The organism is Paenibacillus sp. JGP012, from assembly GCF_014203995.1.
GTDB lineage: Bacteria > Bacillota > Bacilli > Paenibacillales > Paenibacillaceae > Paenibacillus > Paenibacillus silvae.
In genome coordinates this window covers 247,015-268,748 of record NZ_JACHKG010000002.1, presented here as the reverse complement: position 1 = coordinate 268,748, position 21,734 = coordinate 247,015, and the positions used below count along the sequence as shown (strand labels likewise).

The following is a 21,734-nucleotide window of genomic DNA, read 5'->3' as shown; positions in this document are numbered from 1 at the left end:
GAATTACCCTATCGCATCAAGCTTTTTATCCCCCATAACCGCTTCTTCCGACTCCCAGCACTCAATCTCGCCCGGAATATGAATGCGATCACGAGTGAAGACAGGATCACGTCCCTCGGACTTCTGCCTCTTGTAATCCTTGAGCGCCTCGAAGGTCACTTTGGAGAGCATCAGAATGGCAATCAGGTTTACTACAACCATCAGTCCCATGAACAGGTCGGCAAGATCCCATACCAGCTGCACCTTCGCAATAGCCCCGAACAACACCATACTGATAACGGCAATACGATACACCCACAGCCAAACTCTGCTCGATTTAATAAACTCAATATTCGTCTCGCCATAGTAATAGTTGCCGATCAACGTACTGAAGGCAAACAGGAAGACCATCACAGCCAGGAAGCCGGAAGCCCATGAACCGATATGAACACTGAGCGCAGCCTGAGTCAGCTCGATTCCGCCCAGATCGGAGTCTTGATATACCCCGGATAACAGAATGATCATGGCTGTACTCGTGCAAATAACCAGGGTATCTGTCAGGACACCAAAAGCCTGAATCAGTCCTTGCTTGACTGGATGAGATGTGTCGGCTGTCGCCGCAGCATTAGGTGCACTACCCATACCGGCCTCATTTGAGAAGAGTCCACGTTTGACTCCGTTCATCAACGCAGCGCCCAGCGTACCGCCAGCCATCTGTTCCATGCCGAAGGCATTTTTGACAATAAGCGCAATGATGGCTGGAACCTCAGTGATATTCACCAGCACGATAAACACAGCCACACCAATATACAATACTGCAAACACAACAACGATATACTCCGACGCTTTCGCTATTCGTTTGACACCACCCATAATAATGCCCGCAAAGACCACAGCCATAATGATGCCTACGGTTAGACGATCGGTGCCAAATGAATTCTGGAACGCTACTGTAATCGTGTTGGACTGCACAGCGTTAAAGACCAAACCGAAGGAAAGGGTGATCAGAATGGCAAACAGGACCCCCATCCATCGTTTACCAAGCCCACGTTCCATATAATACGCAGGTCCTCCGCGGAAACCGCCGTTGTCCTTGATTTTGTAGATTTGAGCGAGCGTGCTCTCGACAAAGCTTGATGCCGACCCGATCATGGCGATAATCCACATCCAGAACACAGCCCCAGGTCCGCCGAGTGCTATAGCCAGTGCAATGCCCGTAATGTTTCCCGTACCTACACGTGCGGCCATACTGATACAGAAGGCCTGAAACGGAGAGATTTTGCCCGGCTCCTTGCTCTTTGGTTCTTTGAGCACCTTGACCATATCACCAATCATGCGGAATTGCATAAATCTCGTTTTGGTTGTGAAGTACACACCACAGACGACCAACAGAATAATTAACAGCTTGGACCAGAGAAAATCATTGAAAAAGACGACAACATCTTGTATTGTTTGCTCCATCGGTACGCCCCTTTTGATGATGTATGATAAAAATAACCGAACATTTGCAACATTTTGCACAATTTCGGAAACAGATTGATGCATGTTACTTATACTACAATTGCATCTACTGAAAACGACAAATACCTACATGATTACTGCACATTTTTTTCAAAAACGATCCTCTCTTATCCAGCCATTGTCATTTAAGCTAACATGTCAGCTTCTATGCAGAAAAGCGGGGAGGAAGTATGATAGAAGTAGCGTTTCACGTGCGTGCTGGAGATACATCGGATGAACCGTGAACCAGCATAAAGGAACATCAAACATGAGATGAATACAGCGGGATATACCGCGTAACCATATAACATCCTATCTCGGGGTCAACGAGAACAAATGGAAGGAAAGGACTTGAAGCTTATGCGTTATTTTATCGTGGACGATGATGCAGGGATTCGTTCGATGCTGACGGACATCATCGAGGATGAAGCATTGGGTGATATTGCCGGAGAAGCCGAGGACGGGGCACATGTGCATGCCGAATTACTGGAGCTGCATAAGGTGGATGTGCTGCTGATTGATCTGCTGATGCCGCAGCAGGACGGGATTGAAACCGTACGTGCGCTCGCAGGGAAATTCAAGGGTAAGATTGTGATGATCTCACAGATTGAGTCCAAACATATGATTGGAGAGGCCTACTCTCTTGGCATTGAGTACTATATTACGAAGCCGATTAACCGGCTGGAGATTCTATCGGTGCTGCGGCTGGTGGAGGAACGCTTGCGAATGCAGCAGTCCATCGCTGACATTCAGCGCACGCTTCAGGGGCTGTCGGGATTGCAAGCTGGCGAGCGCAAGCGGGCGCACGAGCCGGACAAAACGATTGCTACCGCAGGTCATTTCCTGCTGTCCGAGATGGGCATGATCGGCGAAGCTGGAAGCCGCGATCTGCTCGATATGCTGGAATATCTGGAGCTGCTGGAGACGGACGAGCATAAGCTGTCACCGTACACGTTCCCGTCGCTCAAAGACATTTTTCAGAACGTGGCTCAGCGCAAGCTGGGGCAGGATGCAACGGCGGCCGATGTGACCAAAGAAGTGAAGGCTGCGGAGCAGCGGGTCCGCAGGGCGATATTCCAGACACTCAGCCATGTCGTATCGCTTGGGTTGACGGACTACACACACCCCAAATTCGAGAACTACGCCTCCAAATTTTTTGACTTTACCGAGATTCGCAAAAAGATGCTGGAGCTGCAAAACAACGTGGAGCCTTCCTTGTCCCAAACACGCATCAATACGAAAAAGTTCGTGCAGGTGTTATATCTGGAGGCCAAGCGCATGCTTCATTAATTATTAAAAAACAGCTTATCTCAGGGCTCCACAGCCGCAGATAACTGGTTCTCTGATAGACGAAAAAGGGCATGAACGATCCGCCGACAAAATTCACCTCGTGCTTGCTTCGAGGTTAACCCTTTCGGTGATCGTCATGCCCTTCTGTTGGTGTAATCATCCTGTACGACCCAAGCCATACATTTCGATAAGTACTGTATTGTTATTTATATTTATATTTATATTTATATTTATTTCCCATCCGATTCGCTTTCACGTTCGCGTCTGAGTCCGGGATATCCGATTATATTCATTAATTAATTCATCCAGCGCCATTGACTGTCGAATGACATCAGGATGTCCAAGCCCGCCCTTATTGCGCTCTACCAGCTTATGAAGGTTATGCCTGGCCTTTTCTATTTTATTTTTCAAATCCAAACTCATAACCATGGCCCCTGATACCTCCTTCATTTGTGATACATTGTAGTGTTTCCTGTCAATCTGCAACTGGATTAACATATGGCATAGGAGACATGGATGTTTTGTATGCTTCTCCATATTTTGAGAGGGCTGATTCCATTTTAATAGAGATTGGTGAAAAATACCAGATGTAACACAGCCTTGTCACATCTCTCTAATCATCTGTATGTCAAAAATCCGCAGACACATCGCCTCGAAGCATTTTGTGTCGTAATTGTGTATTTTATGAAATAAACAAAAAAGCACCCTTCCAATCTCAGACGCCATAACTTAAACCGACGCTCTTGATATGGAAAGGTGCCCATGCATTACCGTAATAATAGTTGGTCAACGTTATCGGGCAACGCTCACCCGTATCGGTTCACTTGTTGTTTTCCCACTTGCATTGATCCATTCCACCACATATTCGTATTCTCCGATTGCACGATCCTTGATTTCGAACCGGGCTGTCTGTGCATTTGGTGAAGACACCGTGAGCGGCTGGCTATCCACCTCTGTACCATTCTCGTACAACCGATACGATGCTGCATTGGTACCCCACCACATATTCATTGTAATGGTATAGTTCCCATCTCCATCCCAATTGTCATGGGACAGTTCAGGCTTTGAGGGTGCAGCATCTCGAACGATAACCGTGAGCGGCTGACATGCCGTTGTGCCTTTAGCGTTTGTCAGCTCACACGTATACACATACGTACCGTTGGCCCGCCCCTCAATGGAAGTGGAGGCCTTCTGTGCAGCGGGAGTGGATGCGTACAGCTTCTGAGAATCCAGCAATTCTCCGTTCTCATAAAGCTTATACTCCGTAGCATTGTTGCCCCACCACATATTCATCGTAATTGTATAATTCCCGTCACGGAGTCCGTTTCCGTGACCGTGATTGTCGGACAGAACAGGTGTCCCGGGTGCTCCCGCTGCCTGGTCACCTGCTGCAACAGTCACCTCTACAGCAGCTTCGGTGACCAGACCGACACCGTTCACTGCACGAGCTGTGAACATATGCTTGCCCGCAAGCCCGGTTAATGCGATCTCATCACCTTGCTGCACCGTCTCGCCATCCCAGGTCAGCTCCAGACGTGCAATGCCCGATTCAGGATCTTCAGCCTTTACTTTGACCTGAAGCACCTCATCCTCACTCATCTGCTCCGCAGGCATACCTGTAATGACTGGAGGTGTCGTGTCTTTCGGCTCCTGCGGGCCGCCAACATAACGAATGTTCGGCGCTTTTGGCTGCTCCATACCAGCGCCAAGATAGAAGCTCGTATGCGGCGGCTGGTTGTAGGCCACATTTTGCCAAGCCACACCCAAACGATAGACCGGATCATGCATCAATGTACGCAGACGCATCTCCGTCTCATCGGTTGTGGTATAGATACGCAGCTCGGAGCTGTCCTGACTACGCCAGATCACTTCCTCGCGCCAATCGCCAAACAAATCGGCTTGCAGGCTTGGATTGGCCTTGGTGCCATTGTTGGAAGCAGCACCCGCTGCCGTCAGCAGATTAATCGTAGTCTGATTTTCGTAATCCCACTTGTCGATGCGAATGCCGTCCTGCAATTCGCGCAGCAGATCACCATCCCACCAGATGCCAAAGTTCGTGGAAGAAGGAATCTTTGTCGTAATTAACTCTCCCTTGGCACTGTACAGCCCGGTAATCGGGATGTGCTGTTCGTTGGTGATGGTAGCAGCCCACACCTCTGCCCCAGGGTAATCAGGATCAATATCTGCCGCCATGCCGCGTCCAGTATCCATACCCGTAAATACACCCCACAGCACCTCACCTGTAGCTGCATCACGCATCTCCATGCCATATTTCGAGCTTTTGTCCTCATGAACTCCGAATACTTCCAATCCCGGACGGGTCGGGTCAAGATTGCTCAGATGCATCGCGTCTCCATGTCCCAGCCTTGTATTGTAGAGCGGTTTGCCATCATCGTCGATGGCCATGGCTCCAAACGTAATTTCATCCTTGCCATCCCCGTCTACATCCGCAACAGACAGGTTGTGATTCCCTTGACCTGCATAGGAACCGTATCCCTCATCATTCGAGTCAAAACGCCAGACCTGACTGATCTTGCCATCCCGGAAATTGTAGGATGCGAGCACGGTGCGTGTATAATACCCACGGCTGAACATCGCGCTCGGATGCTCCCCGTCCAGATAGGCTACAGCCGCAAGGAAACGGTCTACCCGGTTGCCATATCCGTCACCCCAGGCAGCAACGTCACCGCGCGGCGGATCATAGTTCACCGTATCCAGTGCCGCCCCTGTCTCTCCATCAAATACCGTCAGGAATTCATCACCCAGCAGCACATACCCCGAGCTGTTGCGGTGATCTGCATTTGCATCTCCAATCACCTTACCCTCGCCGTCGATTGTGCCGTCTGCCGTTCGCATCATCAGCTCAGCCCGGCCGTCTTCGTCAAAATCATAGACCAGAAATGGTGAATAATGCGCTCCGGCGCGGATGTTCGGGCCCATGTTAATACGCCAGAGACGGGTTCCATCCAGCTTGTAGGCATCCATGTATACAATGCCCGTAATGCCGGCCTGAGAGTTATCCTTGCCGTTATTAGGGGACCACATCAATACAATTTCGTACTCACCGTCTCCGTCCACATCACCTACACTGGCATCCCCGGCGTAATAGGAATAGGGCTGCCCGTCTTTGGTATAGGCATCAGCAGGTTTCTGCAGCGGGACGGAAAGGTACTGCTCCTGCCAAACACCGAACTCCTTCGTCGCTGGCTTCTCCAGGCCATTTTCCACCGTCATTACACGGTATTTAGAGGTTTCTGTACCCTCCGCATCCGTATAATTCGTGCTGCCCGTTAACGGTTCTGTGTTGAGCTGCACCCCGTCACGATACAGATTAAATGCAATCGAGTCTGTATCCAGGCCAAGCATACGCCAGCCGATGTAGTTGCCGTGTTCCGTTTGCACCGCAACCGGGGCCCGTTCCAAATACTCCATCGCCCGGTTCAGCGTTGTTGCTGCCGGAATTTCAAGCGCACTGGACAGCTCGGATACACCGCCCGCGTTCACTGAGGCAACTTTATAGTAATAGGGAATCGTACTAAGAATGGAAGAGTCCTTATACGACGTTTCCTTGGTACGACCGATCATCTCGTAAGGTCCGTCCTGCTTCTTGGCACGGTAAATCTGGTAAAAACGCGCTCCGGCAACTTCACTCCATGTGAAGGTCACATCATTTTTGTTTATTTCCTGCATGGTCAGGCCGGAAGGCACTTCCGCCTTCGTGACGCTTGGATCAACGGTAGATACACTGAGCGCATTGGACGCCAGCGATTCTGTACCTGTCTGGTCCACAGCCGTCACCGTGTAGACATAGTCCATGCCCAGTTCAACCTGTTGATCTGTATACGTCGGTGTATCCACGGTCGCGAGCAATGCTGGCTTGGCAGCTCCGGCAGATTGACGATAGACCTTATACTGTACGTCTCCTGCAGCTGCATCCCAGGATAACACCGCACGAATCGGGTCGCTATTCAGATCAAGATCATCCAGTTTAAGCTGCGAAGGTGCCATAAACGTTGGTGTAATCTCCAGGCCGTTGAGATGAGCCGTCTGCCCGCTAAACACCAGATTCATCTGACCATCCTGAACCTCAACCTGGTTGATGACTTTTTCAGCTATATTTTGGGCACTTGAGGATACGGTCCCGTAATCCTTCCCCTCGATATTGATGCTGGTCCGAGCCGAGCCAATCCAGTCCCCAATATATGCTTTGACCGAATAACTCCCGTTGGGCAGATCCACCTTGAACTCATAACTACCGCCAAAATAAATAACAAAATCGCGGCGAAGCTCATCCGTGGCATTACCTCGGTCCCGATCTGCCATGTTCGCCGAAGAGGTCAAGCCGTATCCACGCTCTGACGTGTATAACGTGTTCCGATTCACTTCGCTGTACCCCTCTGCAACAGGGGAACCTACCGGGCCAAAGTCATATCGGTACGCAGCCGACTTCGTGGTGAAGCTCACTTCATCTGACGGATCGGATTCGCCGCGACCATTCACTGCTGTTACACGTACCGTATAGGTCTCCCCTTCCGCAAGGCCGGATAAGGTCATCATTGGCACGGTTGCCGTTCCGGCAAGCTTATACGCAGATTCCGGCTCGGTGGATAACTTACGATAGATTTTGTAGATATCCGCCGCATCATCTGCCGTCCACTTCAACACAGCACCCGCATTGCTGATACTGCCCGCCTTCAGACCACTCGGCTTCGCCGGGACCTCAGCTGGCACGTCTGCATCCTTCACCGCGTCTGCCAGAGGAATATCCAGCTCACGCACCGCACCTGCGACCAGTCTGGCGATCTGGATGGCACCATACTCCTGAAAATGCGTATTGTCTGTCGCACCATTAGGGAAAGCCTGATAGATGCCTGGTGCCACATGCAGGAATACGGATAAGGTAGCCTCTGGTCCGATCGAATCATAATATTCAATGCTGAGCCTGCTCAGATCAATCAGAAGCACGTTATTTTCACTTGCCACTTCCTTCGCGGCCTGCACATATTCAGGGAAGGAAACGTTGAATTTGCCTGTACTTGCATTAAAATCCCTGCGCCCCATCGGCGTCACCAGAATTGGCGTAGCCCCCCGCTGCCGCACACCGTCGATGTAGGTTTTCAGATATATCTTATAATCGGCTGGCGAAGCGTAACGTTCAGGCACACTGATCGTGGCATCATTATGCCCGAATTGCACGAACAGGTAGTCTCCCGGACGAATCATTCTCAGAATCTCATCCAGGCGCCCTTGGAAAATAAACGATTTGGAGCTGCGCCCGCCAATGGAATGATTTTTGATCTCCACACTTTCATCAAAAAAGGAAGGAAACATCTGGCCCCAGCCCGCTTGCGGCTCCCAGTAAGGGTTGTAGGTCTGCATCGTGGAATCACCCGCCAGGTACAGGGTAGGCTTGCTTCCAGCTTCACGTTCCGCCTGCTTCGTAATCACCAATGCATTCAGATTCGCTGCCGCACCTGAGAACACGAGATTCATCTGCCCATCTACAAGAGCAAGATCGAAGCTCATCTCCAGATACTCACCTGCAGCCTTGCTGTTCAGCTGTACCTTGTTCATGCTCTCCACATCAATGGCAATCTCTGTAGCTCCGGAAGCATCTCCTGCAATCAGCGAGACTGTGTAATCTCCATTTGGCAGATCCACGTTGAATTGCCCGCCCGTAGCAAACGTTGCAAAATCAGACTTGATCGGATCACTGATTCCACGATCCTGCACTGTCACTTTGGAAACATCCGCGAAGCCATATCCTCGTTCTGAGGTATATGCTGTATCTGCATTTACACCCGTATAACCATCCTCCACCGGGCCTGATCCAAAATCATAGCGATATACAGCCCCCTCTGCAGCAGATGAATCCAATTCCGCCGCGCGCGCTTCGGTTACACCGAACACAGCACCCCACCCCAGACTGGACAAGGTAAACACGAATATAAGCAAAATCAAGCCGAGCTGACGCATCTGTTTGACGATCATCAACACCCATCCCTTCGCTTCTTTATCATGGAATACAAATTAACTTTCCTGAGACACCCTCTCAAAGTAAGCGCTTGCAAAAAAGTCTGGAACTTAATATCTCTTGTATATTTATTCCGCCAACCTGATCCCTGTTTTCCGCTCACTCCCTTCTACCGCAAGCCACAATGCGGTCCGTCAGATCATCAGCATCCGGACATTGGATGTGATTTCCACTCGATACTAACCTTTATCCTCTGGGAATAACATGTAATTTTCCGTCTTTTTTCACCACAAACCCGATATCTTGCATTACCGTTCAACTGACTGTTACAGAAGTAACCGTTTTCGCGTATTTCAGGTAATAAAATCCCTTTCCATAACCGGGGCATTCGGGTACAATAGGGCGATATGTGTGTCCGGGTCCGGCGGATGCCAACATGCAGTTCGAGGATAACCTATGCAGGTCTATCATGCAGATTTGATATTATTGGAGGCTAATCAACACCATGCAAACCGAGTCACAGACTAAAGTCAAAATCATAAACGCCGATCCCAGCGCGATGGGATTATTTGGGCTGGCCATTGTAACTCTTGTCGCCTCGTCCCAGAAGCTTGGCCTTACCGAAGGGCTGAGCTACGCTATCCCATGGGCTATCTTCCTGGGCGCATTTGCTCAATTATTCGCATGTATTCAGGATTCCAAACGCAACAACACATTCGGTACCACCGCTTTTGGCGCGTATGCTTTCTTCTGGTTCGCCATGGGTGCTAACTGGATGATTAAAATGGGGGTGTTCGGCTCCACACTGGCTGAGCAAACGGATGGCAAGCAGCTTGGATTTGCTTTTGCCGGATACCTGATCTTCACCCTGTTCATGACGATCGGCGCTGTTGAAGCGAACAAAGTCCTGCTCATTATTTTCATTCTGATCGACTTCCTGTTCCTGGGTCTGACCTTTGACGCTTTCGGCGTAGCACCGCACATCTTCCACACCATTGCAGCATATGCTGAGATGGCGATTGGCATTGTGTCCCTATACGGTACAGGCGCTTCTGTGCTGAATGCTCACTTTGGTTACACATTCCTGCCGATTGGCAAACCGTCCGGCATCTTCAGACCTAAGGCTTAATATACAGATTCAGCAATAACCGCCTGCGCGCCGGTCCGCGCCCGGCGGTTTTTTCTTGTAACGGAGCCCTGAAACACTTCATTTGAATATACATCTGACCGAAACCTATACTTAGGGAGAGGTACTTTTCAATCTGGCCGTTCCCGCAGCAAGCAAAAAGGCTTCATGTTATGCAACACAGCAGCAGCGACCATACTGCAAGGAGGAAGAACAATGAGAGAGATACCGAAACCTACGGAGATGGATCAAATGGAGAGAAAGTATGTACGTGAAACACGCTGCTTCAAAACCGCCCGGGTATTCCCGACAGATGTCAATAACCATAACACCTTGTTCGGCGGCAAGCTGATGTCCTATATTGATGATATCGCTTCGATTGCCGCATCCAAGCTGTGCCGGGTCAATACGGTTACGGCTTCAACCGACTCTGTCGATTTTCTGTACCCGATTAATCCAACCGATTCGGTAACATTGGAGTCATTCGCTACATGGACGGGACGCAGCTCCATGGAGATTTTTGTGAAGGTGATTCGCGAGGATCTGATGACGGGAGAGAAAAAGATTGCGGCAACTGCTTTTCTGACCTTTGTAGCCCTGGATGAAAATAACCGCAAATTGATCGTGCCCCGGGTTATCCCGGAGACCGAGGAAGAAAGAAAATTGTATGAGACCGCTCCGGATCGGGCGGCCATGCGGAAAAAACGGCGGGAAGAGAGCAAAAAATTCGCTGACTTCCTGACCGTCTCCTATCCGTGGGAATAAACCGTACACCCTGAACTGGACCGTACTCTCATCTGGATGATGCCGGATAGCTCGAGACTGCTCTGCTGTCCGGCAGCTCTCCACCCATAGACACACACCACTGTTGATAAAGACGATATGCAGCCCCGCTGTCCAGAAGCTCCTTCGAAGCGTAGATCCCCTGCTCTATGGAAGGCACTCGCCCCGCAGCATATAGACGGAACCCGGTATTAAGCAGCACCTGGTTCACAAACGTAAGATGCCCATCACCGCGCAGCACCTGCTCTGCCACCTGAACCTGCTTTGCCGCGGTCCAGTCCATCTCCGGTACGGGCATATCCAGCTCGTAGGCAGAAGGGTCTATCAGTTCCAGCTTCATCTCTCCGTCCTCTACGGCATATACACGTGTTGGCCGATCAATATACATATCCTCCGACCCCTCCATGCCTTGAACAACGTAAGCACGTTTGTATTCAAAGCGGGTGAGCAGCTTGGCAATTCGGTCAAGAAACGTATTATGAAACACACCGAATACGAGGTAAGACGACTTATTGTAATCAATCAATTTCTCGGCTGTATTCAGCACCGTTCGGAAACCAAGCTCCTCTCGTAAAGGACGAAGCCTGCGCAGCGGCTCACACCAGTCCTCCGAGGAAACATACATCACCCCTGTACGAAGGGCGGCGCTCCGGACATCTTCCCGGTTCATCCCGCGTGTATCCATTCCTGCTTCTCTTAATAATACTGGCAGCGTAACGCCCCACTTGGGCGGTAAAGGTTCACTGCCATGCAGCGTAACCGGCAGTCCGGCCGCTGCCAGCACAAAGGCTGCGGGATACGTCGCCATAAACGACTTGGTGCGTCCGTCATATGGCCCTGCGCAGTCCAGACCATCCCGAAATACAGGCATTCGAGCCGCACTATTACGACAAGCATGCACAAAGGCCTCCAACTCTTCAACATTCTCCATCTTCATCCGCTCAGCCATCAGAAAAGCCGCCGTCTGGGCAGGAGAGACTTCCTGATTCAAAATTTTCTCGGCTACAGCCAGCGCTTCTGCATAATTCAGATCACGCGAGCCGCGCTTACCGCGCCCAACCTCTCGAAGGATATGAGGCATATCCATAGAGCATTCCCCTCTCTGATTAAGACTGGAGCAGTTGATGAGCCTTTACAATGGCAGTGGCTACATCGACCATCCGTTTGCGCTCATCCATCGCCTTTTTCCGCAGCAGATCGTAGGCTTCCGACTCGGATATTTGCTTCAGATCACACAGAATCGCCTTGGCCATATCGATCCACTTCCGATCCTCAAGCCGGGACTGCAGCTGCTTGCGTTCCTGCTCCCACTGCTTGCGCTCCATGTAACGCCTCGCCGCAAAATGCAGCGTCCAGTGTATATCCGGCCCAGTCATGGACGGTGTAAGTATTCCGTCAAACGAGGTCTCCACTTCACAAGCCTCCACCGAAGAAGAGGCCGTATCCGGAGCGCACCACCAGAGCAGCGGAGTATCCGCTTTCCCCTTTCCCAGGCAGTTTACCCAGTACGCCACATCCGCAAGAGACAGATGCAGTATCGAGGCTTCGGCTTCACGGGCCAGCTTTGCCACCTCTGCTTCACGATCTGTGACCTGGACATGATAACCGTTCGCTCCCAGCACCTTCTCTGGTGTCAAAGGGATCCCACCCGGCGAATCGGCTGCAATGGGTTGTACACGGATGACCAATATGGATCGCATGATAGATCAATCCCTCCCTATATTTATCCACCGTCGGCACATTTTCTATTTAACACATTAACACGAAAAAGCAATTTGCTAAACGAAACGATACACATGTTACGTTACCTAACAAAATATAAGTTCCCCTGATCTGCTCTCGAATCATGCCATGCGATATTCAAACCAGTTCGGCTCTGCTTTTTCATCGCTCGTCGTTCATCATTACAGTTATAGCGTGTGGTTTGAAGCATAAGATTGCTGTGATCACTGCCGTTTATGATCGAAACAGCGGACCCGATATTCCGACTCGGACTTCCAATAAACTCATGTAAACATAATTAACTTCAAATTTCAAATACTTTTTTGTGTTAACTATATTGACATGTATTATGCGGTATTTTATAGTTAACCCATAACAACTCCATAAATTTCGATCACAGTTACAATGGCGTAGCTGGTGGAAACGGCAATGAAGCCTGTTTTGCAATCTCGGATAGTAGGGATGCGTATGTTTATACGCAGTCCTCCGGGGCATGACAGGCTTTTTCGATTTTCCAGGAACGTGTTCGGGCAGGTAAATGTGCAGTATGTAGAAATGGAACCAAGGGGGCTAACCACAATGAGTACAACGAAAAAACTGGTGCTGGTCGGCAATGGCATGGCGGGAATCCGTACCATTGAGCATATTCTGAAGCTTGCTCCACATGTGTATGAGATTACTGTGTTTGGTGCAGAGCCTCATCCAAACTACAATCGGATCATGCTCTCCTCCGTACTGGCTGGCGGAACGTCCATTGAAGATATCGTCATCAACGATTGGAACTGGTACGCAGATAACGGCATTCAGGTCTATCCAGGAGACCCGGTGGTGCAGATTGATTCGGAGCGCAAAGAGGTAGTATCCCGGAATGGTGTGCGCGCAGCCTATGATGAGTTAATTCTGGCGACAGGTTCACAGGCATTCATTCTACCGCTCCCCGGTGCCCAGAAAGAAGGCGTGATCGGTTTCCGTGATATTCAGGACTGTGAAACGATGATGGCGGCATCACAGAAGTATCGCAAGGCTGCTGTCATTGGTGGAGGTCTGCTCGGCCTTGAGGCCGCTCGTGGACTGCTGAATCTGGGTATGGACGTTACCGTCATTCATATCAACGGACATCTGATGGACCGCAATCTCGATCTGCCGGCAGGCTTGATGCTTCAGCGAGAGCTTGAAGCGCAGGGTATGAAGTTTCTTTTGAACAAACATACGGAAGAGATCACGGGCAAAGGCCGGGTCAAAGCCCTTCGTTTCACAGACCAAACAGTGCTTGAAGCTGATCTGGTCGTTATGGCTGTTGGTATCCGTCCTCAGATTGAGCTGGCCCGGAACAGCGGCCTTGAGGTGAACCGCGGTGTCATTGTAGATGATTACATGCGGACCAGTGTGCCAGGCATTTCGGCTGTCGGCGAGTGTGCAGAGCATCGCGGAATTGCATATGGACTCGTAGCTCCGCTGTATGAACAGGGTATGGTGCTCGCCAAACGTCTTGCAGGTGCACCAACAGAAGGATACGAGGGCTCCGTTACCTCGACCAAACTGAAGGTATCGGGGGTTGATGTATTCTCCGCAGGGCAATTCAAGGATTCTCCCGATACACGCAGCATCTGCATTCAGGATGATGTAGATGGAGTATACAAAAAGATGGTCGTGAAGGACGGCCAATTAATTGGCGCCGTATTGTTTGGGGATACAAGCGATGGAGCCTCCCTGTTCTCTCTCATCAAAAGCGGAGAAAATATTAGCGGCCGCGAGAAGGAAATTCTGCTCGGTGTGCCTTCCGGCGGCTCAGGTGCTGGCCCGTCTGCGGCTGAACGTATGGCGGCCATGCCGGATGACGAAATCATCTGCGGCTGTAACGGTGTGACCAAAGCGGCGATCGGTGATGCCGTGCTGAATAAGGGCTGCAATACGGTTGGAGCCATCAAGTCCTGCACCAAGGCGTCGGCCTCCTGCGGGGGCTGCAAACCGATTGTCGAATCGCTGTTGACCCATTATGCAGGCGATAATGTCGGGGAACAGACCAAAGAAGGCATCTGCGGCTGCACCTCGTACGACCGGGATGAGATTGTCGCACAGATCAAGGAGATGGGTCTGAAAACCGTCAAGGAAGTGATGAATGTGCTTGGCTGGGAGGAGCCTGAAGGCTGCTCCAAGTGCCGTCCTTCCCTCAACTACTACCTCGGTATGATCTGGCCGACCGAATACGAGGATGAACGTGCATCCAAATTCACCAATGAGCGTTATCACGCCAACATTCAGAAGGATGGCACATATTCAGTCATTCCGCGCATTTATGGCGGTGTAACTTCTCCGGCAGAACTCATCAAAATCGCAACCGTCGCAGAGAAGTATGACGTGCCGATGGTTAAATTCACAGGCGGACAGCGACTTGATCTGCTTGGCGTACAGAAGGAGAATTTGCCGAAGATATGGGAAGAGCTTGATATGCCCTCCGGGTTCGGATATGGCAAGGCGCTGCGAACCGTCAAGACCTGTGTAGGGAATACGTTCTGCCGCTTCGGTACACAGGATTCCATCGAGATGGGCATACGTCTGGAGAAAAAACTCGATAAAATGGTTGCTCCCGCCAAAGTAAAACTGGCTGTCTCCGGATGCCCGCGGAACTGTGCCGAGGCAACGATCAAGGATCTGGGTGTCGTCGCCATTGACGGAGCATGGGAGCTTCACGTCGGGGGCAACGGTGGTGTGAAGGTTCGCGCAGCCGAGCTGCTGTGTACGGTGAAAACCGATGCCGAGGTGGAGGAGTGGACCTATGCATATCTGCAATATTATAGAGAGAATGCGAGATGGAATGAGAGAACGGCAGCCTGGATTGAACGCGTAGGACTGGATCATGTGAAGCAGGCAGTTGCCGACCGGGAGGTACGTCTTGCACTCGTGGAACGGCTGGAAGTGACACTGGGCCACACGGTTGATCCTTGGAAGGAAATTATTGAAGACGAGAAGTTGCGCAAAAACTTCACTCCGCTGTCCGGCGCAGAACCGGTGGCTCACTAGAAGAGGAGGATCAGCGATGAAGAAATTCCGAATTGGACATCTGGCCGATATTGATGAAAAGGGAGCCCGAACCTTCCTCGTACAGGATACTGAAATTGCGGTTTTCAAACTGAGTGACGGCAGCCTGCACGCTGTCGAGAATCGCTGCCCTCACAAGGGCGGCAAGCTGTCGGAAGGCATGGTATGCGGCACAGCGGTTCACTGCCCGCTGCATGACTGGAAGATTGATCTGCGCAGCGGCAAAGTGCATGAGCCAGACGATGGATGTCTGAATACGTATCCGACTGAAGTGGATGGAAACAGCGGTGACATCTACGTATTGATCGCTGGATAACGAGCTTGGTAAAGGACTGGATAGGTTTATTTACGAAAAGAGAAGAAAGAGGGTGTGCGCTATGAGGCCTGCTGCAGGTGAGAGTATGGTGATGAACCGGGGTATGGTCAGCATTATTGGCGCCGGCCCTGGAGATCCCGAACTGATTACGGTAAAAGCACTGAAACGTATTCAGGCAGCTGATGTCATATTATATGACCGGCTTGTCAGTGATGCCCTGCTTGCTGAAGCTCGGGAATGTGCCCTTTGCATCTACTGCGGCAAAGCTCCGGATCTTCATTCCATGAGTCAGGAGATGATCGGACGTATGCTTGCCTCCCATGCTGCTGAAGGAAAACAAGTGGTTCGTCTCAAGGGCGGTGATCCGTTCATTTTTGGCCGCGGCGGAGAAGAAGCACTTGTCCTGGCTTCCTCCGGTATCCCCTACGAAATCATCCCGGGCATCACCTCGGCAGTAGGGGCTTCCGCCTCCTCACTGATTCCATTGACACATCGTGGAGCAGCATCTTCCTTCGCTTGTGTAACAGGCACTGGCCGTGATGGCCGTGTGTCCGCTGTCCGCTGGGACCTGCTTGCCCATAGCGTAGATACGCTGGTGATCTATATGGGCATCAGCCAGCTGCCGCAGATTCAGCGCGAACTGCTCCTGCATGGTAAAGCCGGGCATACCCCCGCAGCACTTATTGAGCGTGGTACCACATCCGAGGAACGAATTGTTACCGGAACTTTGGCAGAACTGCACACTCTCGCCGTTACGCACCACATTACAAACCCGGCACTGATTATGATTGGCCAATGTGTACTCGTCCGCGAACAGCTGCTTCAGATGCAACTGACAGCGAACGCTTCAATGACAGGTTGATCGACGGAATGTTTGAGGAATTTCCACATACATCTCCTACATTGAACCTCTCGCCTTCTACCTGCCTGTTCCCTGAACAGGAATTAATCCGACAGCATACGCTCGTGCACTGTCCGGCCCTTCTGCCCTGGCTCGATTAGCAGACGGGTCGGTTTGATGTTGATGAGAGCAGTCAGCTGTTCCCCCATATAGTGTGCAGAATATTTAAATCCAACCTCCGCCCAGTGCATAATAACTCCCACCGTTGCCGACACCAGATAACTTAACATAATGTCGTAATTGATCACTTGCTCACTATCTTCGGTTACCAGAATGAATTGTTGGGTCAGGTAACTTCGGAACACATTGTTGATTCTGAGCGCCATATCTCCATGCATCGTCATCAAAGCCCGGAATTGATCCTGATGCGCTTCGATATATTCAAATACCGGCATCGTGGAAGGCAGCAACCCGGTCATGTCCACTTCGGTGAGATTGGAATAAGGTTCCGCATACGCTTGTCCCAACCCTTGCAGGAAATCATCCAGCAGGAATTGCAGCAGCTCCGGTTTGCCGGGAAAATGCAAATAAAAGGTGCCCCGATTATAATCCGCCCGTTCCGTGATATCCCGGATCGTCAGGGCGTCAGCCCCCTTTTCCAATATTAATGAAACTGCCGCAGCGATAATCGCATCCTGCGTTCTTCGTGCTCTACGATCCTGAGGATGTTCAATAATCAACATTTTCGCCCCCTTTGTCTATTATTGTATCCTAAATGAACAACGCTTACATCTATGTTCAATAGCTGACATTTATGCTGTCAATGATTATTGTCACATGTTTATGTATATCTTAACATTAAGACAGGAACTAACAACGACAGGTTTTCATCTTCTAGAGATTACCTGCACATTATATATTATAAGGAGACGATTCAATCATGAGTACATCCTATACACAAACTGCTGTGATTACAGGAGCTGCCGGAGGTATTGGTAAAGAGCTGGCACGCCGCCTGGCTGAACGCAAAATTAATCTGGTGCTGGTGGACTTGAACGAAGAAGCCATCGAGAAAACCATCGCGGAGCTGAATCTCGATAAAGAGCATGTCATTGCGGTGAAAGCTAACGTATCTGACGAAGCGGACGTCAAAAATTATGTGCAAAAAGCAATGGATGCCTTTGGACGCATTGATTATTTTGCCAACAATGCTGGCATTGAAGGACCAACCGGCCTGATCGAAGACCTCAGCGTTGAAGCACTCGACACCGTATACAATGTAAACATTCGCGGGGTATTCCTCGGTCTGCAGAACGTTATTCCTGTGATGAAAAAACAAAAATCCGGTGCGATTCTGAATACCTCTTCCCTGGCAGGTCTGATGGGTGCTCCGGCTGTATCTCCATATATTATGTCCAAACATGCCGTTGTTGGTCTCACTCGTACGGCAGCCAATGAGCTGGCGCCTTTCAATATTCGCGTGAACGCGGTACTGCCAGGCACCATCAATACTCGTATGATGCGCCAGATCGAAGCCAACTCCGGCAACGTGGAAGATTACCAATCGGCTACGGTAGCTGCCATCCCAATGGGTCGTTACGGCGAACCGGAGGAAGTGGCCGCTGTGATGAACTTCCTGCTGTCCGAGGACGCATCGTATGTTACCGCATCTCTCTACACTGTTGATGGAGGTATGATGGGTCAATAATGGTTTAGTTTAAGCAGCAGCGTAGTGGACACGGATGTGGGCGCAGTGCAGGTGGGCTGCACATGGAGACTATGCATGTGGTTATAGTAGCCCGATTTGCAATCGCAGCATCGCATCCTTACGTGTGCGTGTGCGTGTGCGTGTGCGTGTGCGTGTGCGTGTGCGTGTGCGTGTGCGTGTGCGTGTGCGTGTGCGTGTGCGTGTGCGTGTGCGTGTAAAAGTATACAGGCACGGGGAAAATTCGCAACAAAAACTTGCGCGCTGCTGTGTCTGATGTTAAAAGACCTCGATAATCACGATCAAGGGGGAGCTCCCCTTGTGTGGAGTTGAGGTCTTTTCATGTATCGCCCGTTTGTTGTCTTGTTATCTTGCAATCGCTCGATTAGCTTGATTAGCCGGTGCACCCCGCATGTCGCTAACGATTCCCAGAAACCTTATTTACTCCATTCGAGCACATCTCCAATTCTAACGATTCCCAGAAGCGCTATTTCGCCTAAAAGACTGCTTTTCACCCGAAAAACACCCTCAAACTCCAAAATAACGTTTCTCCAGATCGTTACATTTTGGAATGCTCATAAATCACCTAAATAACGTCGCTCAAGACGCTCAAGATCGTTAGAATGCAGAATGCCGCTGAAAACGCAAGACTGAAATAACCAATGACTCAGTTTCTCATACTCCCTGTTATTCTCGAATGCTACTCCTGAACGTCACCTTACTTTTCCCCAGTCTAGTCCACGTACCCTGCGTGGCCCTTGTCCATCAGGTAGTCCATCTCTGCATCCAAAATACTCTCAACGGTCAGCTCGTCAAGCTTCACATCTTTGCGGCTCAAAATGTAATCCGCCAGATCGTCGCCGTCAATATCGACATCTTTGCCTTTTGCATTCTCATGCGCCTTGTTAATGTAAGCTTGCTCATGCTTCAGGACAAGCTCGATGTTAGCCTTGCTCGCTTTCGTTTTGTCCGCGATATATTGCAGCATTTCCTGTTCATTAATGGCTTGGTTGTCTGTCACGTAATTCATCTCCTTGGTTATACATACTGGTGCCATTGTAGCATAGGTTAACCCATTACGTGCAGAAGTTATGCCAAGCCATCTGCATAGGATATAACTAGTAGTTGGATTATACCCAAACTTGAGTGATGAACGAAATACTGGGATGGAACTGCTTTTTTTAACATATCACGTGACTTCTAGGATAATCGCACATAGAATGAAGCGCCCTCGCCTACCACACTTTTGGCGTAAATCTCTCCCTTATGCTGCTCAACGATTGAACGGGCAATCGCCAGCCCCAGACCGTGCCCGCCATGTTTGCGTGCTCTGGAGGAATCCGTGCGATAGAATCGGTCAAAGATACGGTCCAGATGTTCCGGTGCAATGCCCTCCCCCGTATTAAAGACTGTCAACATAACGTCATGATTCATCTTCTGAAGTGTCACATTCACAGATCCCTTGGGGCCGGAATATTTCACAGCATTGTCGAGCAGAATCAGAATAACCTGTTTAATCTGCTCCCGGTTACCATGAACGTTCAGATCGGGCTCAATATTATAATCGAGAGAAATGTTTTTTTCGAAAATAACAGCCTCCATCGGCAAAATAATACTTTCCACCGCATCGCTCATATTAAACGTGGTGTGAATCAGGTTGGAACGTGAATCATCCATCTGAGTCAGATACAGCAGATCATTCGTCAGCCCGGACATGCGCTCGGTTTCAGACTTGATATAATGCAGCCATTTGGCCTGACTTTCGATCGTTTCCTCCTGATTAGCCAGCAGCACATCCGTATTGGTATTAATGATGGCCAGAGGAGTTTTAAGCTCATGTGACGCATCGGCGATAAATTGCTTTTGCTTCTCAAACGCTTCACGAACAGGTGCAATCGAACGATTCGCAAAATAACGGCTAAGGAAATAAATCACAATTAGCATAGCCAGCCCAACCACTGCAAAGGTATAGATCAAATTGGTCAGAATCCCCTGCTGCGCTGTCACATCCATAAACACAATCATATAACCCTCACCGCTTGGATCAACGACATAGGCCCAATCCGTGCCATCAAGTGCAAACTGATCGGTTTTCCGCTCCCCTCCGGTGACGAGACTTCGATCAACCTTCTGCAACGCTTCCTTATAAAAGGTATCTTCCATATCAAACCGCGAGTGCGTGCCCGTAATATTCCACTGATCATCAGTTTGAATCATAAAAGAAACCGACCGGGCCGGAGGTGCATTCAGGTCTCCACCTGGCCCGCGATTCCCACCGAATTCGCCGCCAACCATACCCCCGCTTCCGCCTTTACCGACATAAGATGGCATTGCATCCGATACGGAACCCGTTCCTGAACCAGTACTGGAACCGGATATTTCACCTGAGCCTGATGTTGATCCCGAAGCGCCAGTGCCTGTACCTGTATCCGTTCCTGTATCTGTTCCTGTAGGTGTACTTGTGCCTCTTCCTGTGCTCGTATCAGCATTAGAACCCGCAGCCGAATTAGTCCCCGAGCCCGCGCCACTGCCTTGCCCCTCTCCACGTGGTATCTGTGAACCGCTCGGACTATATGGACTATGATAGAAATCGGAAACCTTATACAGCTCCATGTTCGTTTCTCGCTGCACATTCTGGTACGTAATGGTGTAGATCGTGATAAAGGCCACCAGCATCATGATGGAGATCGAAACCAGATTAACGATCAGGAACCGATTGCGGAGTTTCTTAAACATCAGTCCGTCACCTCAAGTACATAACCCACACCCCGAATCGTATTAATGCGAACAGCTGAATTCAGGAAGGTTAGTTTTTTGCGCAAAAAGGAGATGTAGACCTCCACGTTGTTATACTCTACATCGGAGTCAAATCCCCACAGCTTCTCAATGATCTGCTCCTTGGAGGTGATCGCCTGTTTACGGGTAATCAACAGCTCCAGCAGCTCGTTCTCCTTCAGATTGAGCTTGATCTCTTTGCCCTGCACACTCAGCTTCAGCTGGGTTGTATTCAGCTCTATGTCGCCAAACCTCAGACCATCCTCCGGAATTACTTCCCCTTTGCGTCTCAGGGCCGCCCGAATCCGGGCAAGCAATTCTTCTGTGGCAAACGGCTTTGCAATATAATCATCGGCACCGTAATCGAGTCCAGATACCTTGTCCGAAAGCTCCCCCTTGGCTGTAAGCAAAATGACTGGCGTATGGTTTCCTTCACTACGCAGCGTTTTCAGCACGCTAATGCCATCCATCTCCGGCATCATAATGTCCAGCAGCAACAGGTCATAGATGCCGCTTTGCGCATAATCCAGCCCGGATCTCCCGTCGTGGACCATGTCCACGGAGTAGTTGTTTTTTTTCAAAATCTGCGAGACTGCCTCTGCCAAATGAACCTCATCTTCTGCAATTAAAATTCTCATGATCTATTCATTCCTCTGCTTGAGTTATTGTTCTGCTGAAACTTCT

17 protein-coding genes are annotated in these 21,734 nt (G+C 50.2%); 8 read left to right on the top strand and 9 right to left on the bottom strand.

Annotated elements, in window-relative coordinates; genetic code table 11:
* Positions 1-3: 3 nt before the first annotated feature.
* Positions 4-1,440: an alanine/glycine:cation symporter family protein gene (locus HNR77_RS03625; protein ID WP_184180852.1), complete on the bottom strand. Its 1,437-nt coding sequence runs from the start codon at positions 1,438-1,440 to the stop codon at positions 4-6.
* A gap of 399 nt (positions 1,441-1,839) precedes the next feature.
* Between HNR77_RS03625 and HNR77_RS03620 the strand changes: the two genes are divergently transcribed.
* Positions 1,840-2,769, top strand: a complete 930-nt coding sequence (locus HNR77_RS03620; RefSeq protein WP_184181279.1) for a response regulator — start codon at positions 1,840-1,842, stop codon at positions 2,767-2,769.
* Positions 2,770-3,021: 252 nt separating this feature from the next.
* Here HNR77_RS03620 and HNR77_RS03615 read toward each other — a convergent pair whose 3' ends face one another.
* Complete coding sequence (locus tag HNR77_RS03615) at positions 3,022-3,198, bottom strand: aspartyl-phosphate phosphatase Spo0E family protein (RefSeq protein WP_184180850.1); 177 nt, start codon at positions 3,196-3,198, stop codon at positions 3,022-3,024.
* A gap of 363 nt (positions 3,199-3,561) precedes the next feature.
* Positions 3,562-8,760, bottom strand: coding sequence for a rhamnogalacturonan lyase family protein (locus tag HNR77_RS30550; RefSeq protein ID WP_311768564.1), 5,199 nt, complete (start codon positions 8,758-8,760; stop codon positions 3,562-3,564).
* 488 nt (positions 8,761-9,248) lie between these two features.
* Between HNR77_RS30550 and HNR77_RS03605 the strand changes: the two genes are divergently transcribed.
* Both HNR77_RS03605 and HNR77_RS03600 read left to right on the top strand, forming a co-directional pair.
* The gene (locus HNR77_RS03605) at positions 9,249-9,872 is read left to right on the top strand and encodes an acetate uptake transporter (RefSeq protein WP_111273656.1); all 624 of its coding nucleotides are present in this window, start codon (positions 9,249-9,251) and stop codon (positions 9,870-9,872) included.
* Between the two features lie 249 nt (positions 9,873-10,121).
* The gene (locus HNR77_RS03600) at positions 10,122-10,634 is read left to right on the top strand and encodes an acyl-CoA thioesterase (protein ID WP_184181275.1); all 513 of its coding nucleotides are present in this window, start codon (positions 10,122-10,124) and stop codon (positions 10,632-10,634) included.
* Between the two features lie 28 nt (positions 10,635-10,662).
* On the opposite strand, the gene HNR77_RS03595 is transcribed toward HNR77_RS03600, so the two are convergent.
* Both HNR77_RS03595 and HNR77_RS03590 read right to left on the bottom strand, forming a co-directional pair.
* Positions 10,663-11,739 carry an anthranilate phosphoribosyltransferase gene (locus tag HNR77_RS03595; protein WP_184180848.1) on the bottom strand — a complete coding sequence of 359 codons (1,077 nt, stop codon included), beginning with the start codon at positions 11,737-11,739 and terminating at the stop codon, positions 10,663-10,665.
* 19 nt (positions 11,740-11,758) lie between these two features.
* Complete coding sequence (locus tag HNR77_RS03590) at positions 11,759-12,352, bottom strand: ANTAR domain-containing response regulator (protein ID WP_184180847.1); 594 nt, start codon at positions 12,350-12,352, stop codon at positions 11,759-11,761.
* Between the two features lie 601 nt (positions 12,353-12,953).
* Here HNR77_RS03590 and nirB point away from each other — a divergent pair.
* From nirB to cobA, 3 genes are all read left to right on the top strand, one after another.
* Positions 12,954-15,395, top strand: coding sequence for a nitrite reductase large subunit NirB (gene nirB / locus HNR77_RS03585; protein WP_184180845.1), 2,442 nt, complete (start codon positions 12,954-12,956; stop codon positions 15,393-15,395).
* A 16-nt stretch (positions 15,396-15,411) separates the two neighbouring features.
* The gene (nirD, locus tag HNR77_RS03580) at positions 15,412-15,729 is read left to right on the top strand and encodes a nitrite reductase small subunit NirD (RefSeq protein WP_111273660.1); all 318 of its coding nucleotides are present in this window, start codon (positions 15,412-15,414) and stop codon (positions 15,727-15,729) included.
* A gap of 61 nt (positions 15,730-15,790) precedes the next feature.
* A complete protein-coding gene (gene cobA, locus HNR77_RS03575; RefSeq protein ID WP_260410267.1) occupies positions 15,791-16,591 on the top strand; it encodes a uroporphyrinogen-III C-methyltransferase in 801 nt (266 codons plus the stop codon).
* Positions 16,592-16,674: 83 nt separating this feature from the next.
* Here the strand turns inward: cobA and HNR77_RS03570 are convergent, their stop codons facing one another.
* Entirely contained in the window at positions 16,675-17,310 is a 636-nt protein-coding gene (locus tag HNR77_RS03570; protein WP_184180843.1) for a TetR/AcrR family transcriptional regulator, read from the bottom strand.
* 200 nt (positions 17,311-17,510) lie between these two features.
* On the opposite strand from HNR77_RS03570, the gene HNR77_RS03565 reads away from it, so the two are divergent.
* Complete coding sequence (locus HNR77_RS03565) at positions 17,511-18,278, top strand: SDR family NAD(P)-dependent oxidoreductase (protein WP_184180841.1); 768 nt, start codon at positions 17,511-17,513, stop codon at positions 18,276-18,278.
* Positions 18,279-18,312: 34 nt separating this feature from the next.
* Positions 18,313-18,552 (top strand): hypothetical protein, encoded by a 240-nt coding sequence (locus tag HNR77_RS03560; protein WP_184180839.1) that lies wholly within the window; start codon positions 18,313-18,315, stop codon positions 18,550-18,552.
* 456 nt (positions 18,553-19,008) lie between these two features.
* On the opposite strand, the gene HNR77_RS03555 is transcribed toward HNR77_RS03560, so the two are convergent.
* From HNR77_RS03555 to HNR77_RS03545, 3 genes are all read right to left on the bottom strand, one after another.
* Entirely contained in the window at positions 19,009-19,305 is a 297-nt protein-coding gene (locus tag HNR77_RS03555) for a hypothetical protein (RefSeq protein ID WP_184180837.1), read from the bottom strand.
* Positions 19,306-19,475: 170 nt separating this feature from the next.
* Entirely contained in the window at positions 19,476-21,011 is a 1,536-nt protein-coding gene (locus tag HNR77_RS03550) for a sensor histidine kinase (RefSeq protein ID WP_184180835.1), read from the bottom strand.
* Positions 21,011-21,688, bottom strand: coding sequence for a response regulator transcription factor (locus HNR77_RS03545; protein WP_184180833.1), 678 nt, complete (start codon positions 21,686-21,688; stop codon positions 21,011-21,013). The genes HNR77_RS03550 and HNR77_RS03545 overlap by 1 nt, the downstream gene beginning before the upstream one ends.
* Positions 21,689-21,734 lie beyond the last annotated feature (46 nt).